Genomic DNA, 12,829 nt, shown 5'->3' on the forward strand with positions numbered 1-12,829 from the left:
GGCGAGGTGCCGTAGCCGGCGTCGTGCGCCCGCCGGGGATTACGGGACAGCCCTTAGCCAGGGACCAGCCGCCCGTCCGCGTCCACCCCCGCCGCCGTCAGGACGTCGGGGTGTTCGAGATGACGGGCCATGCGGACCAGGTGGGCGCGCTGGGCGGCCGGCTCCAGGCCGGAGCCCGGCAGCGGGCGGCCCCTCTCGCTCACGGTCCCGGCTCCGCTCTCGGCGAGCGCCACCGCGCGCAGCAGGACCGCGGCGGCCGCGGCGGCGTGCTCTTCGTCCTGCGACCAGCCGGCACCCGGGGCGGCCTCGCGGATCCGGTCGATGGGGGTGTCACTGAAGTACGGATACAGGCTGCGGATCCCGCTGAGGATGTCGGCCATGCGCGTCACCAGGTGCCAGTCCCGGACGTAGACGAGGCCGAGCTGCGTGACCTGGTTGGGCTCGGTCAGCGCGATCCGGGGGTCGGGGCGGCGAGTCAGCTGCCACAGGGGGGCCAGTGCCAGGTAGTCCCGGCGGTCCGTGCGCCAGGTGGCTATCGCGGCGCCCGAGAAGCCCCAGTTGATGATGATCGCCCCGATGGTGCCGGAGACCGGCCCGAGGCTGTGCAGGGGGTCCAGACCGCTCCGGCCGAAGGCGCCGGCCAGGGTGGCCGGTCCGACGCACGCCACGTATCCGGCGATGAACCAGGTGGCGACGGCGATGTGCTGGAGAGCCCGGCGCAGCCGCGGATCGTCCTGGGCGCAGAGGGCGTTACGGCGGAAACGCAGCGCGGTGGAGACGGACGCGTAGCCGAGGCCCAGCTGGAACGCGGCCAGCATGACCAGGGCGCCGGGATCCCGGGCGTAGGCGATGTTGAAGTCCAGCGGGTGCGGCGCATCGTCGAGTCCGCCGACGAGGAACCCCGCGGCCATGGCCACGCAGACGAGGACGTAGACGCAGAGCGGGAACGCCAGCACGTTCCGCTCGGAGGCGGGCTCGGCGAGGGGCCGCCACACCAGCGACATGACGTGCGTGTGGGCGAAGAAGCCGAGAATGCAGAAGAAGACCAGCAGCTCGGCGAGGTTCTGCGCGCCGGTGAGCCCGGCGATGCCGCGGTAGACCACGGGTGTGGCGAAGACGAAAGCGCCCACCCCGACCGCGGAGCACACGGCGATCAGCCGCAGGGCGGGGGAGCGTTCCCGCTGCCACGCGACGAACTTCGCCAGGGTGGTGCACGAGGCGATCGCGGCGACGATGAGGTAGACGACGTTCGCAGTGTCTTCAGACACCGGTCCCCCTGTGGCGCAGGGCAGAGCTCGCCGATGTCGCCGAGTTGCCGCCGGTATTGGTGATCATGCTGACGATGAGCCGCCCCAGGGTCTCGGCCTCCCGCTCGGGAGGACTCTGGCCGTGGGAGTGCGCGGGTGCGGCCCCGTCGAAGTAGGTACGGGCCAGCATCATGCGGGCCACCTTGGGGTTGAGCGCGGGCGCGAGGCTGGCGAGCAGCTCGTCCCGGAGGTCGTGTCCCGCCGTCTCCGGATCGTGCCCGAGGAAGGCGTGCGCCAGTTCGTGGGCGACCACGAAGTTCTGCAGGATGCTCGGCGAGTCCTTGTCGACCACGACGACCAGTTCGCCGGGGCCCTGCAACAGCCCTCCTGTGAGGGGGTACTTCAACGGCAGGTGGAGGATCCGGATCGGCATCCCGCAGTGGTCGGACACGGCCGAGACGACTTCGTCGATGGTCGGATGCGCGGGCAGCCCCAGTCGGGAGCAGAAGGTGTTGCGCAACCTGCGAAGGCTGCGGATCTCCCGGACCGTCTCCGCGACGATCCCGACGGTTGCCCTGATTCCCGCCACGCACGGCCTCTCCTCCTACAAGACCTGCGACAAGACGCGCACTTCGTCCCGTTCACAGGTCTGCCGCATCACTCGTGGCCGGCCCCGCATCCATGGACCGGCCCACTGTGACCTCACGGCAGCGTAAAGGAGCGAGCCCCGAATGGCTGCCCGCCGCTTCCGGCCCCACCCGCACCCGAGTCCGGCTGCGCGGGTCGAACCACCGGGTCAGGCCCCGGAGTGGGGCCTGCCCGCGGGCAGGGAGCCGGGCAGGGTACCGAGGTAGCGGCTGAGCACTGCCGGAGCGCCGACTTCCCGTAGCAGCGCGACCAGTTCCACTTGGCTCTTCGTCTCCTGCACCAGGTCGTCGTCATCGGGGAGCACGAAGAACCGTGCTCCCGCCTCGATGCCGAAATGCCGCGCCAGGGCCTCCAGGGGGTCGTCCGTGAAGAAGGACGGGTCCACCCCGAAGATCTTGCAGAGCAGCTTGGTGGACTCCAGGCTCGGCTTGCTCTTGTCGTCCAGCAGGTTGTAGAGCCAGGTCCGGGACTTTCCGCACGCCCGCGCCACGTCCGTGATCGTGTGCGGCTTGCCCTCGGTGGTCATCCGGGTCTTCAGCAGGTGTTCGAGCCTGGTGATGAACGGGTCGTCGTCCGCGCCTTCCATGAGGGGATCGCCCGCCCGAAGGCGCTTCAGGAGGGTGACCGGCACACCTGTGGCGAGGCTGACGGCTTCCTCCGACTGGGGACCGCCGTCCCTCGGGAAGATGTGCGTGAACAGGAAGTCGAGACGTGCCGAGATCAGCGACGCCAGTTCGTCCCCCGTGCCGCTCATCGGTCTCTTTCCTGCTGGCTCGATCGGCTGCCGTCACCGGCGCGCTGGGCGGCCGGGACGGCGAGTGCCACGATCATCGCCGCTTTCGCCTTGACAGGGAAGGGCCTAAAGCCCTCCGTGCCGACCCCGGCTCACCGGCGGCCGATTCCAGCGCAAAGTGGCGGACAAGAGCTCGGTGCAGCCCGCGAGTTGAGGTATGTGAAAACTATTGTTGACACCCGGGGGATGGTGCAGCAGGATCTTGCCCATGCCGCCAATGGGGCGGCCCCTCGCACTCGCGACGGGCCTTCCGTATGGCAGTGTGCGCCGCCCGAAGGCAGCGATCCCCACGGGGGAGGGTCGCAACTTTGGTCATGGGCAGCACAACCGCTGCCCAGCCAACGCCCGCGGGCGGCGCACGGCATGCATTCCGCGGGGCTACGGCCGGCGGCCTGTGGCGGAGGCGAAGCCGAGCCAGGTGTGGCGGTTGTTCCACCAACACCATCCGACCTTGGGCGCGTTGCGCCGTTCACGGCCGTCCCGCCCGGTGCCGTTGCTGATCCAGATCGCCGGAGTGCGGGCGTCCAGAGTGCCGTTGGCCTTGAGCAGGCGCGACCCGATGGTCATGAAGCAGTGGTTGCGGTCGAGCGCGGCGGGCTGCTGGAGGACCCAGTGGATGCCTTCGGTGAGCACGAGCGGGGTGCGGCCCTCCTCGGTGAGGGCGGGAAGTGCCTCGTCCGGGCTCCAGTTGGCCATGCGGTCGCCGCGGTCGAGGCCGGCGACGAGGTAGAGGGGCGCGTCGGGCAGTTCGACCTGGTGGGGCGCGAACCTGTCGACATCGTGCATGTCGGTGACGACGAAACCGGGCTTCCCCTCCCGGCGGAGCAGCGGTGCGAGGGCGGAGGCGGGTGCCAGGTCCGGGTGGACGGCGAGCAGGACATCGTCGCCGCCCCCGCCCGCGAAGGTCCGCAATTCGGCGGCGGAAATCCCGGCGAGTTCGGGCACCCCGAGCTCGATCAGGCGCTCGGCTTGGACGGCGAGCGGCGGAAGCGCGGTGGCGGCATCACCGGAAACGGTTTCGGGCAGGGGCACGGATACTCCATCGGTGCGTGATCGAAGCAGTGGACAGTCGTGGCCGGAGGCCGGAGGCCGGAGGCCAGAGGTCAGGGGACAGAGGTCAGAGGTCGGATGCCGGGAGGGGATCGTTAGCGGCTCAGGTCCCGGAACCGCTTCACCGCCAGCGGGAAGAACACCGCGATCAGTGCCGCCGGCCAGGCCACCGCGAGCAGCTCCGCGTGGGCGGCGGCCCAGGAGTCGCCACCGCCCGGGTTGCCGAAGAGGCCGCGCACCGCGGTGGCCGTCGCCGAGAGCGGGTTCCACTCCACGGCCGTGCCCAGCCAGGCAGGCATCGACTGGGGCGAGGCGATGGCGTTGGAGAGGAAGCCGACGGGCCAGACCAGGATCTGTACGGCCTGCACCAGTTCCGGCTTGCCCGCGATCAGCGCGAGGTGGATGCCGGCCCACAGCATCGCGAACCTGAGCAGCAACAGCAGCCCCATCGCCCCCAGGAAGGAGAGGAGCCCGTTGTGCCAGCGCCAGCCGATCGCGTAGCCGACCCCGGTCATCACGGCCAGGCCGACCGCCGACTGCAGCATGTCGGCGACGCTCCGGCCGACGAGGACCGCGCCGGAGTTCATCGGCATCGACCGGAACCGGTCGATGACCCCCTTGCCGAGGTCCTGGGTGACCGACAGCATCGTCGCCTCAAGGCCGAAGGCCATGGTCATGGTGAGCATGCCGGGCACCAGGTAGGCCTTGAAGTCCCCGTCGACCCCCCGTCCGCCGCCGATCAGGTAGCCGAACATCAGCAGCATCATCACCGGGAACACCAGCCCGACCACCACCTGAGCCGGCCGGCGCGCCCAGTGCGCCAGCTCGCGCCTGGTCATCGTCCACGAGTCGGCGGCCGCCCAATCCAGCTGCGACCGTGCACCCACACCGAGCGTCGCACTCATGCGGCGTCCCCCTTCGTCAGATGGATGAAGACCTCGTCGAGCGTCGGCCGGCGTACCGCGATGTCCCGTGCCCCGATTCCGGCCGCCTCCAGTGCCCGCACGGTCTGGGTCAGTGCGGACATCCGGTCGGCGACCGAGGAGCTGACCAGCCGCCGGTCCTCGTCCACCACGGCCTCGCCGGGCAGCAGGGCGGCCGCCCGCGCCAGCTGGGCCGGGTCGTGCAGCACCACGTCGATGCGGTCGCCGCCCGTCGCGGACTTGAGCTCGTCCGCCGTGCCCTGCGCGATGACCCTCCCGTGGTCGATCACCGCGATCCGGTCGGCCAGCTGGTCGGCCTCCTCCAGGTACTGCGTGGTCAGCAGGACGGTCGTGCCGCCGTCCACCAGTGAGCGCACGGCGTTCCACACCTCCGTACGGCCGCGGGGGTCGAGCCCGGTCGTGGGCTCGTCCAGGAAGAGCACCTCCGGCTGGGCGATCAGGGACGCCGCCAGGTCGAGCCGCCGCCGCATACCGCCGCTGTACTGCCCGACGGCCTTGCCCCCGGTGTCCGCGAGCCCGAACCGGGCCAGGAGCTCGTCGGCCCGGGCGCCGGCGCGGCGCGCGCCGAGCCGGTGGAGCCTGCCGAACATCTCCAGGTTCTGGCGGCCGCTGAGCTCCTCGTCCACGGCGGCGTTCTGGCCGAGCAGTCCGATCCGCGAGCGCACCTCGCCCGCCCGGGTCCGTACGTCGACCCCCGCCACCTCCACACGTCCTTCGTCGGGGCGCAGCAGCGTGGCCATGATGCGCACGGCCGTGGTCTTGCCGGCGCCGTTCGGGCCGAGTACCCCCTGGACGGTCCCGGCACGGACCGTGAGGTCGAGGCCGTCGAGGGCCTGCTTGTCGCCGTACCTCTTGCGCAGCCCTTCGATGACGATCGCCGAATCGCGGTCGGACAAAACACCCTCCGATTCACTGATCAAACTTGACTACCCCGGAACCGTACGATGCCGGCCCCGATTAGTCAAACTTGATTACAGGGGCTCGTGGCCGACGGCCGCCCGATGGCCCGACCGTCAGGTCCAACGCGCGCGGCCATAAGCTAGTCAAAGTTGTCTTGAAGGGAGACGCCCATGTCAGCGATCCGGCTGCTGGTCCTCGGCGCGGTCCGCCAGCACGGACGGGCGCACGGCTACCAGGTACGCAACGACCTGGAGTTCTGGGGCGCCCACGAATGGTCCAGCGCCAAGCCGGGCTCGATCTACCACGCGCTCAAGCAGATGGCGAAGGAAGGCCTCCTGCTGGCCCACGAGGTCGCGCCGAGCACCGCCGGCGGCCCGCCCCGCGTCGAGTACGAGATCACCGGCCGGGGCACCGAGGAGTACCTCACCCTGCTGCGCCAGGCGCTGACCTCGTACGACCAGAAGATGGACGTCCTCTCCGCCGGCATCGGATTCATCGTCGACCTGCCGCGGGACGAGGCCGTCGCGCTCCTCAAGGAGAGGACCGAGAGGCTCCGGCAGTGGCGCGCCTCGGTCACGGAGTACTACACGCCGGAGGGCGGCCCCGAACAGCTCGGGCACATCGGCGAGATCATGAACATGTGGGTGCACTCGGCCGACAGCGAAGCGGCATGGACACGCGGCCTGATCGAGCGGATCGAGAGCGGCGCGTACACCTTCGCGGGGGAGGGCGAACCCTTCGTGGGCGTACTCGCGGAAGGCCGGCCGAACCCGTACGAACCGGGACCCCACCCCGAGGACGCCCACTAGGCCGTGTATCGAAAGTGGATCTTGAGCTGTGAATGATCTCGGTTCATGGGCCGGGGAGATCTCACGGACGAACAGTGGGCGGTGCTGGAACCGTTGTTGCCGAAGGGCACGAGGGCCGGGCGGCCACCCGTCTGGCCTCGGCGGCAGTTGATCGACGGCATACGGTTCCGGGGCCGGACCGGTGTTCCATGGCGGGACGTGCCCGTCGGGTACGGACCTCGACACCCTGGGCTGCGTGGTGGAGGACGCGGCCCGACCCGGGACGGCACTCGTCGTGGAGACCGGTCGACCGGCCGTCATGGAATCGGACCTGGTGCCGGCCGAGCTGGTCCTAGCGCGCGAGGTCGCCGCGGGAATCCGGGCCGCGCGGTCGAGCGGCTGGACGCCCCGCTCCGGCGGCTCGCCGTTCGAGCTGCGCCTTTCCGCCGCCGGCTGACCGGGACGGAGCGTCGGAGGGTCCAAGAAATGGTTTGCCGACCCGGTGGCTGTGTGTCACCGTTCGGCCTGGACTGGCAGTTGATCATCAGCGGTCGGTCGATGTCGACATGTCGGCGGCCTCTCGGGGATCCACCGGAGAGGTGACGAAACGATGGGAACCGGTGCCGTGGGGAACAGTTACGAGGACGAGTGTCGCCGGTCGTTGGCCGAGGAGCAGGCGAAGAGCCTTGCAGGGACCAACAACTGGGAACATGTGGACAGGGAGCGGGTCCACCAGGACTGGGACGTCCTGTACCGGGAGATCACGGCTTTCCTGGACGGTGGCTCCCTGCCAGGGGACCAGCAGATCCAGGAGCTCGTCCGCAGGCACTTCGACATCGTCTGCCGGTTCTACACTCCCTCCAGGGAGGCTTACGTCGGCATGTCGCTCTTCTATGCCGAGGACGAGGCCATGAGGGCGTTCCACGATTCCTACCACCCCGGGATGGTGGAGTTCCTGGGCGCCGCGATCAAGGTGTTCGCCGAGCAGGGGAGCGGGTTCGCCCCCAGCGCAGGGGCCGAGACTTCGGCGTAGTCGGGCGACACGGGCCTGGCTTTGTCAGCGAGAGTCAGCAACGCTTGTTGGTCACATGCATGGGCGGGTTCAGGCCCAAGGGCTGTCGCAACCCCTGGGAGGAGGAAGCAGAGACCGGGGTCTCGGGCTGGTGCCGAGGCAACATCGTGCGTGAGGACGACTTCGTCTGCGTCTTCTGCGGGAGCGATCTGCCCGCGGCGTGGAACGTGGATCCCGCTGGGTGAGACCACGGGTCACAGCCACTCGTTAATGGTCGCGACGAGGATGGTCGCCTCGTAGCGGACGGCGAGCTTGTCGTATCGCGTGGCGACAGCGCGATGTCTCTTGAGGCGGTTGATCCCGCACTCGACCGCGTGACGCTCGCGGTAGTCGGCCGGGTCGAATCACGGTGGCCGGCCGCCGCGGGAGCCGAGCTTCCGGCGGTTGCGCCTTTGGTCGGCTGTGTCTGGGATGATGCAGCGGATCCCGCGTCGGCGCAGGTAGGCGTGGTTCTTGCGGGAGGCGTACGCCTTGTCGGCCCGAACCCGGTCGGGGCGGAGGCGTGGCCGGCCCGGCCCGATGCGAGCCACGCGGATCTTCCCCAGCACGGGCTCGAACTGAGGCGAGTCGCCGCGCTGACCGGCCGTGACCACGATCGCCATGGGCTTCTGACCGTGCTCGACAGCCAGGTGCAGCTTGGTGGTGAACCCGCCGCGCGAACGTCCCAGCCCGTGATCCCCGGGCTCGGTGAACACGCCACCCGGTGGTTCTTTCTGTAGTTCACCCTGCTTGCGGGCCCCGGCCGCATGCTGTTCTTCCAGGCCCACGGCATCACCGTCGAACGCGTCCTGACCGACAACGGCGCCTGCTACAAGTCCAAGCTGTTCACCCGGACCCTGACCGCGACCGGCATCGCCCACAAGAAGATCAGGCCCTACCGGCCCCAGACCAACGGCAAGGTCGAACGCTTCAACCGCACCCTGCTCGAGGAATGGGCCTACCTGCGGCCCTACACCTCAAACGACGAGCGGACAGCGGCCCTGGCAGACTTCCTCCACACCTACGACCACCACCGCTGCCACACCGCACTCGACGGACACCCACCCATCAGCCGCGTGAACAACGCTACGGGTCAATACACCTAGGCCGTCGTGTCCACAGCCCGGCGAACGTCGAGGAGCGTGTCCCCCGGGGTGTGGCACCGCCGGGTGCCGGTCCCGGCCGAGCCCTCGGGGGTGGAGAACGAGGTCGTCGGACCTGCCGCCCGAGCTCCCGGAACCGGCCGGCCGGCGCCTCGACGGCCGGGCGATCACCCCGGGGAACGGGAGTCCGTTACCGGAGGCCGCGCCCGTCAGGCCCGGTCGCCGACTCCGCGGTGTCGGCGGAGCCCGCGACCGGCCCCGTCTCCGCGACCGGACGGTCGTCGCGGATCAGGAAGGCCGGCCTGTCCTCCACCGGTTCCCGCAGGTCCACCGTGAACCCGGCACCTTTGAGCACCTCGGCGCCGAGTGCGCTCGCCATCACCAGCACGAGCCGCTCCGAGGCCGCGTGCACGGGAACGGCCTCGGTCGTCTCCGCCACCGCGGCCAGCTCCGGCAGGCCGAGCCCGTCCGGCAGGCCGATCCGCGCGAAGAGCACGGGACGGTCCTCCATCGCGGCGAGGGCGAACACCGGATGGGGAGCCGTACGCATCCCCGCCTCCCGCGCGAAGCCCCGTTCCCGGGCGTCCTCGCCGACGAACACACAGCCGTCGGCCGGTACGCCCCCGGCGCTCGCTACCGCCAGATCGAAGAGCCCGCGGCCGTCCTTCACGCCCCAGTGCACGAGACCCGCGTCCGTGAAGCGTCCGGGGAACGCCTCGTCGAGGGCCGCCGCCGCCCGTTCGGCCGCTCCGTCGCCCGGTCCGGGGTTGGAAATGATGCCCTTGCGTACGCCGCGGAGGGCATCGAGGACGGCCACCACCCGGGGCCGTGGCCTCAGAGTCAGGGAGCCGTCGGGCTCCATCCGGGCATCCGCCAGAGTGGCCCCGATGTCGAAGAAGAGCACGGACATGTGAAGCGCCTCCGAAGTGTGTGGGGGTTCCCTCTCCGTCCTCTGCCCACGCCCCGTCCGCCCACTGCGCGCGCCCCTCCGCCCTTACCCGATTGGCGTAAGAGGTCGTCGCTGAGCCACCGGTGACTCGTTCACCACGCGGTGGCCGTACGGTCGCCGGGAGTGCTCCCCGCAGGGACGGCTCGGCCGATACCGTTGGGGGAGACCTTAGTTCCACGCGAGGGAGGCCATGATGAGCGACCAGCCGGTTCCTGGCGGCACGGCAGCCCGGCAGCAGCTGGAGCCCGCGGCCGCCGACGCGGTGCGTGCCTACGCGGAGAAGACCCGCGCCCAGGCCGACCAGTTCGCCGCCGCCCTGGAGGACATCGCCGCCAACGGCCTTCCCGACCCGGCGCAATGCCGCCCCTGGGAGGAGCTGCGCGAAGCCCAGCTGGCCCGTCTCGTCGCTCAGCGCCCGGCCGTCGCCTGATGGCGCCCCCGCACGACCGTCGCCGTGCGCGGATCGCCTTCTCCGACGCCGCCGCCAAGCAACTGGAGAGCCTCGCCAGCGAGGCCGAGCTCCACGCCCTGGACCGTGCCCTGGTCGTCATCTCGGTCGACCCCGACGCCGGCGAACCGATCCCCGGAGACACACTCGGCCCCCGGCTGCGCCAGTACGCCGACGAAGTCGAAGCCGTCCGCGTCCTGTACTTCGTCACCGCCCTGCGCACCGTGGTGGTCGTCGCGTACATCGAGGTCTGACCCCGACGGCGGTCGGGGAGGGCCGCCCGCGGCTGTGGCGGACGGCCCACCCCGAGCTCATGGCGGTGCGTCAGTCGACCTTGTGCCAGTGGGTGACCTGCACCGCTCCGTCCTCGGCGCCGATGTTCGCGTACATCGCGAGGTGTTCGGGAGCGAGGAAGGTGTCCTTCTTCTGCTGGAAGAACTCCTCGTTGTACCAGGCCACGTCGAAGATGACCTTGCCTCCGGCCTGGCCGTTGCGTTCCACCCAGGTCCGCTGCCAGTCGTACGGGCCGTCCGACTGCTCGGCGAGACGCTCGTCGGAGGCGCGTAACGCCTGGACGCACCGCTCCAGCGCCTCGTCGGAGCCGAGGTCGATTTCGCAGTGGGACTGGGCGACGATGGTGCGCTCACCCCGGCGTCCGGGCGCGGAGTCGCCCAGGAGCACCAGTTCTCGGATTACGGGATTGCCGGGAAGGATCGTGCTGGACATGGGTTTCCCCCTCTGACGGGCGGCAGGGCCTGCCTGGCCCCCTCTGAGATCAGAGACACGACGTACTCGACCATTCCTGGTCGAATTTCGACGCTAGGGACGCCTCGGCGACCCGTCAACGCGGAGGAGCGGGAACCGGCCACCTGCTCCTGCGCCTACTCCTGCGCGGGATCGGCGGCCTGTTCCGGAGCCCGGGACCGCTTCGGGACATCCGCGTCGACGCGGTTGCGCAGGAGCACCGGACTGCCCGCCAGGGTGACGAGCAGCGTCCCCGCCCCCGCCAGCTCCAGGGCCCCGGCCCCGCCGAGCAGCGCCGTGGCCGGCCCGCCGAGCGCGGTCCCCAGCAGGTTGGCTCCGTTCAGGGTCGCCCCCGAGGTGGCGAAGGCCCGGCCCCGTACCTGCTCGGGGACCCGGGCATGGATGAGGTTGCGGATCGCCAGGCCCTGGAGGGAGTTGGCGACGCCGGTCAGGGCGAACGACACCAGCGCGAGGGCGAACACCGGCACGGCGGCCCCGACCGCGAGCGAGGTCCCCATCAGCACCCCGGCCCCGACCAGGACCCGCGGCTGCCACTTCAACGGGACCCGCGGGGCGATCAGCGTGGAGGAGGCCAGCATCCCGACGGTGTGCGCGCTGACCAGGAAGCCGTACCCGGTGCCGGACACGTTCAGATCGTCCCGGATGAAGAAGACCCGGGCCACGCTCAGCACGGCGGTGAACACGATCGCCGACGCCAGCGCGAGGATCGCGGTACGCAGCAACCGGTCCCCGCCCAGTACCCGCACCCCTTCGCGGACCTGCGCCGGCCAGCTCCCTCCCGGCCCCTGAACGGGCTCGCGCCGCACCCCCAGGCAGGACAGCACCACCGCCATGCCCACGAAGGTGGCCGTGTTCGCCAGCAGCGCGACCCGTACGTCGAACACGGCGATCAGGGCACCTGCCAGCGCCGGCCCGGCCACGTTGCCGGCGGACCGGAAGGCATCGAGCCGGGCGTAGCCGCGAGCGGTGTCGTCGGCACCGACGATCCGCGGGACCAGCAGCAGCAGGGCCGGGGACGCCAGGGCCAGTCCCGCACCGAGCAGGACCAGCAGTACGAGCGTGACGACCAGGTCGGTCACGAACACGAGCCCCGCGCTGACCAGAGCCTGCACAACCGTCACCGCGACGACCAGGCGGCCGCTCTCGACCCGGTCGACGAGCGGCGCGGCCAGCGGTCCGACCACGACCAGCGGCAGCACACCGGCGATGACCAGGGCCGAGATGGCGACGCCGGAGCGCCCCTGGTCGTGCAGGCGCAGGGTCAGGGAGACGATCGCCATCTGGTCCCCCATGGAGGACATGCCGTACGCGGCCGCCACCACGGTCAGGACAACACCACGTTTTCCGAGCATCCGCAGATGCTGCCAGCCCTGCTCCGCCCCCGGCAGCCAAGGGAACCGGATCAGGCCAGGCCCTGCCACGGCCCGGACGGCGGCGCCGGCCGCTTCCGCCCCTCACGACTCACGTCCACTCGATTCCCGTTCGAGGTGTTCTCCCTTCTGCTCTGACAGCGTCAGGGCTCCGGGCTCCACTGGGGACGAAAGGACAAGAGGAATGACCAAGTCAAGGCGCAGGTTCGGCATTGGCGCCGTGGTGGCCGCGGTCGTGGCCACGATGATCACCTTCACGGGCCTGCAGGGAGCCAGCGCGCAGGACCAGGCACGCCGCGGCTGGGACCACTTCACCTTCGGAGTGCCGTGGGAGGAGTCCTACGGGTACTCGCAGGGCATCAGAGCCGGGGACGAGATCTACATCTCGGGGCAGGTGTCCCACGACGCGGCCGGGAACTTCGTGGGCGCCGGCGACTTCGAGAAGCAGGTGCGGACGTCGTTCGAGAACCTGGACAAGGTCCTCGCGCACTACAAGGTGCCGCGCAGCCAGATCATCAGCATCAAGATCTTCACCAAGGACCTGCGCCAGAACTTCGACACGGCGGCACGGCTGCACAAGGAGTACGTCGGCAAGCACCGCACGACCGACACCATCGTCGGCGTCTCCGAGCTGTCGGTCCCCGAGCAGCTCGTGGAGATCGAGGCCATCGTGAAGGTCTCGCCGCGCTCCTGACCGAGCGGGGGGGGGGGGGGGAGGAAAAGCGGGCGATGGGGAGCAACGCAAGCACCCCCGAAGGAGCGCCGTCTGGTTT

Annotated in this window: 15 protein-coding genes and 3 pseudogenes; 8 read left to right on the forward strand and 10 right to left on the reverse strand. The window is 70.3% G+C overall.

Going from position 1 to position 12,829, the window contains the following annotated elements; translation table 11 throughout:
• Positions 1-53: 53 nt before the first annotated feature.
• From ACZ7IF_RS28070 to ACZ7IF_RS28095, 6 genes are all read right to left on the reverse strand, one after another.
• Positions 54-1,268 (reverse strand): DUF6545 domain-containing protein, encoded by a 1,215-nt coding sequence (locus tag ACZ7IF_RS28070; protein ID WP_470976729.1) that lies wholly within the window; start codon positions 1,266-1,268, stop codon positions 54-56.
• Positions 1,261-1,836, reverse strand: a complete 576-nt coding sequence (locus ACZ7IF_RS28075) for an ImmA/IrrE family metallo-endopeptidase (RefSeq protein ID WP_470976732.1) — start codon at positions 1,834-1,836, stop codon at positions 1,261-1,263. Before ACZ7IF_RS28075 ends, ACZ7IF_RS28070 begins: the two co-directional genes overlap by 8 nt.
• Before the next feature lie 207 nt (positions 1,837-2,043).
• Entirely contained in the window at positions 2,044-2,649 is a 606-nt protein-coding gene (locus ACZ7IF_RS28080; protein WP_470976735.1) for a helix-turn-helix domain-containing protein, read from the reverse strand.
• A gap of 417 nt (positions 2,650-3,066) precedes the next feature.
• Complete coding sequence (locus ACZ7IF_RS28085; protein WP_470976910.1) at positions 3,067-3,714, reverse strand: DUF5701 family protein; 648 nt, start codon at positions 3,712-3,714, stop codon at positions 3,067-3,069.
• 119 nt (positions 3,715-3,833) lie between these two features.
• Positions 3,834-4,643 (reverse strand): ABC transporter permease, encoded by an 810-nt coding sequence (locus ACZ7IF_RS28090; RefSeq protein ID WP_470976738.1) that lies wholly within the window; start codon positions 4,641-4,643, stop codon positions 3,834-3,836.
• Entirely contained in the window at positions 4,640-5,578 is a 939-nt protein-coding gene (locus ACZ7IF_RS28095) for an ATP-binding cassette domain-containing protein (RefSeq protein ID WP_470976741.1), read from the reverse strand. Before ACZ7IF_RS28095 ends, ACZ7IF_RS28090 begins: the two co-directional genes overlap by 4 nt.
• A 174-nt stretch (positions 5,579-5,752) precedes the next feature.
• Here ACZ7IF_RS28095 and ACZ7IF_RS28100 point away from each other — a divergent pair, with 174 nt between their 5' ends.
• From ACZ7IF_RS28100 to ACZ7IF_RS28115, 4 genes and pseudogenes are all read left to right on the forward strand, one after another.
• Positions 5,753-6,391, forward strand: coding sequence for a PadR family transcriptional regulator (locus ACZ7IF_RS28100; protein WP_470976744.1), 639 nt, complete (start codon positions 5,753-5,755; stop codon positions 6,389-6,391).
• Between the two features lie 45 nt (positions 6,392-6,436).
• A pseudogene (locus tag ACZ7IF_RS28105) lies at positions 6,437-6,610 on the forward strand (transposase); the annotation flags it as partial.
• A 16-nt stretch (positions 6,611-6,626) separates the two neighbouring features.
• Positions 6,627-6,827 (forward strand): hypothetical protein, encoded by a 201-nt coding sequence (locus ACZ7IF_RS28110; RefSeq protein ID WP_470976915.1) that lies wholly within the window; start codon positions 6,627-6,629, stop codon positions 6,825-6,827.
• A gap of 153 nt (positions 6,828-6,980) precedes the next feature.
• On the forward strand, positions 6,981-7,403 hold the full coding sequence (locus ACZ7IF_RS28115) for a TipAS antibiotic-recognition domain-containing protein (RefSeq protein WP_362237157.1): 423 nt from the start codon (positions 6,981-6,983) through the stop codon (positions 7,401-7,403).
• A 233-nt stretch (positions 7,404-7,636) separates the two neighbouring features.
• Here ACZ7IF_RS28115 and ACZ7IF_RS28120 read toward each other — a convergent pair.
• Positions 7,637-8,194 (reverse strand): annotated as a pseudogene (locus ACZ7IF_RS28120) (IS5 family transposase); the annotation flags it as partial.
• Here ACZ7IF_RS28120 and ACZ7IF_RS28125 point away from each other — a divergent pair.
• Positions 8,195-8,527, forward strand: a pseudogene (locus ACZ7IF_RS28125) (integrase core domain-containing protein); the annotation flags it as partial. It abuts the pseudogene before it with no gap.
• A gap of 187 nt (positions 8,528-8,714) precedes the next feature.
• Here ACZ7IF_RS28125 and ACZ7IF_RS28130 read toward each other — a convergent pair.
• Entirely contained in the window at positions 8,715-9,434 is a 720-nt protein-coding gene (locus ACZ7IF_RS28130; protein WP_470976748.1) for an HAD family hydrolase, read from the reverse strand.
• 232 nt (positions 9,435-9,666) lie between these two features.
• On the opposite strand from ACZ7IF_RS28130, the gene ACZ7IF_RS28135 reads away from it, so the two are divergent.
• The gene (locus ACZ7IF_RS28135) at positions 9,667-9,903 is read left to right on the forward strand and encodes a hypothetical protein (protein ID WP_470976751.1); all 237 of its coding nucleotides are present in this window, start codon (positions 9,667-9,669) and stop codon (positions 9,901-9,903) included.
• On the forward strand, positions 9,903-10,175 hold the full coding sequence (locus ACZ7IF_RS28140) for a hypothetical protein (protein WP_470976754.1): 273 nt from the start codon (positions 9,903-9,905) through the stop codon (positions 10,173-10,175). Before ACZ7IF_RS28135 ends, ACZ7IF_RS28140 begins: the two co-directional genes overlap by 1 nt.
• A gap of 70 nt (positions 10,176-10,245) precedes the next feature.
• On the opposite strand, the gene ACZ7IF_RS28145 is transcribed toward ACZ7IF_RS28140, so the two are convergent.
• Complete coding sequence (locus tag ACZ7IF_RS28145) at positions 10,246-10,647, reverse strand: hypothetical protein (RefSeq protein ID WP_470976756.1); 402 nt, start codon at positions 10,645-10,647, stop codon at positions 10,246-10,248.
• A gap of 155 nt (positions 10,648-10,802) precedes the next feature.
• Positions 10,803-12,038, reverse strand: coding sequence for an MFS transporter (locus tag ACZ7IF_RS28150; protein WP_470976759.1), 1,236 nt, complete (start codon positions 12,036-12,038; stop codon positions 10,803-10,805).
• 202 nt (positions 12,039-12,240) lie between these two features.
• On the opposite strand from ACZ7IF_RS28150, the gene ACZ7IF_RS28155 reads away from it, so the two are divergent.
• Positions 12,241-12,750 (forward strand): RidA family protein, encoded by a 510-nt coding sequence (locus tag ACZ7IF_RS28155; protein WP_470976762.1) that lies wholly within the window; start codon positions 12,241-12,243, stop codon positions 12,748-12,750.
• Positions 12,751-12,829 lie beyond the last annotated feature (79 nt).

The sequence above is a fragment of the Streptomyces sp. NPDC037421 genome (assembly GCF_055602105.1).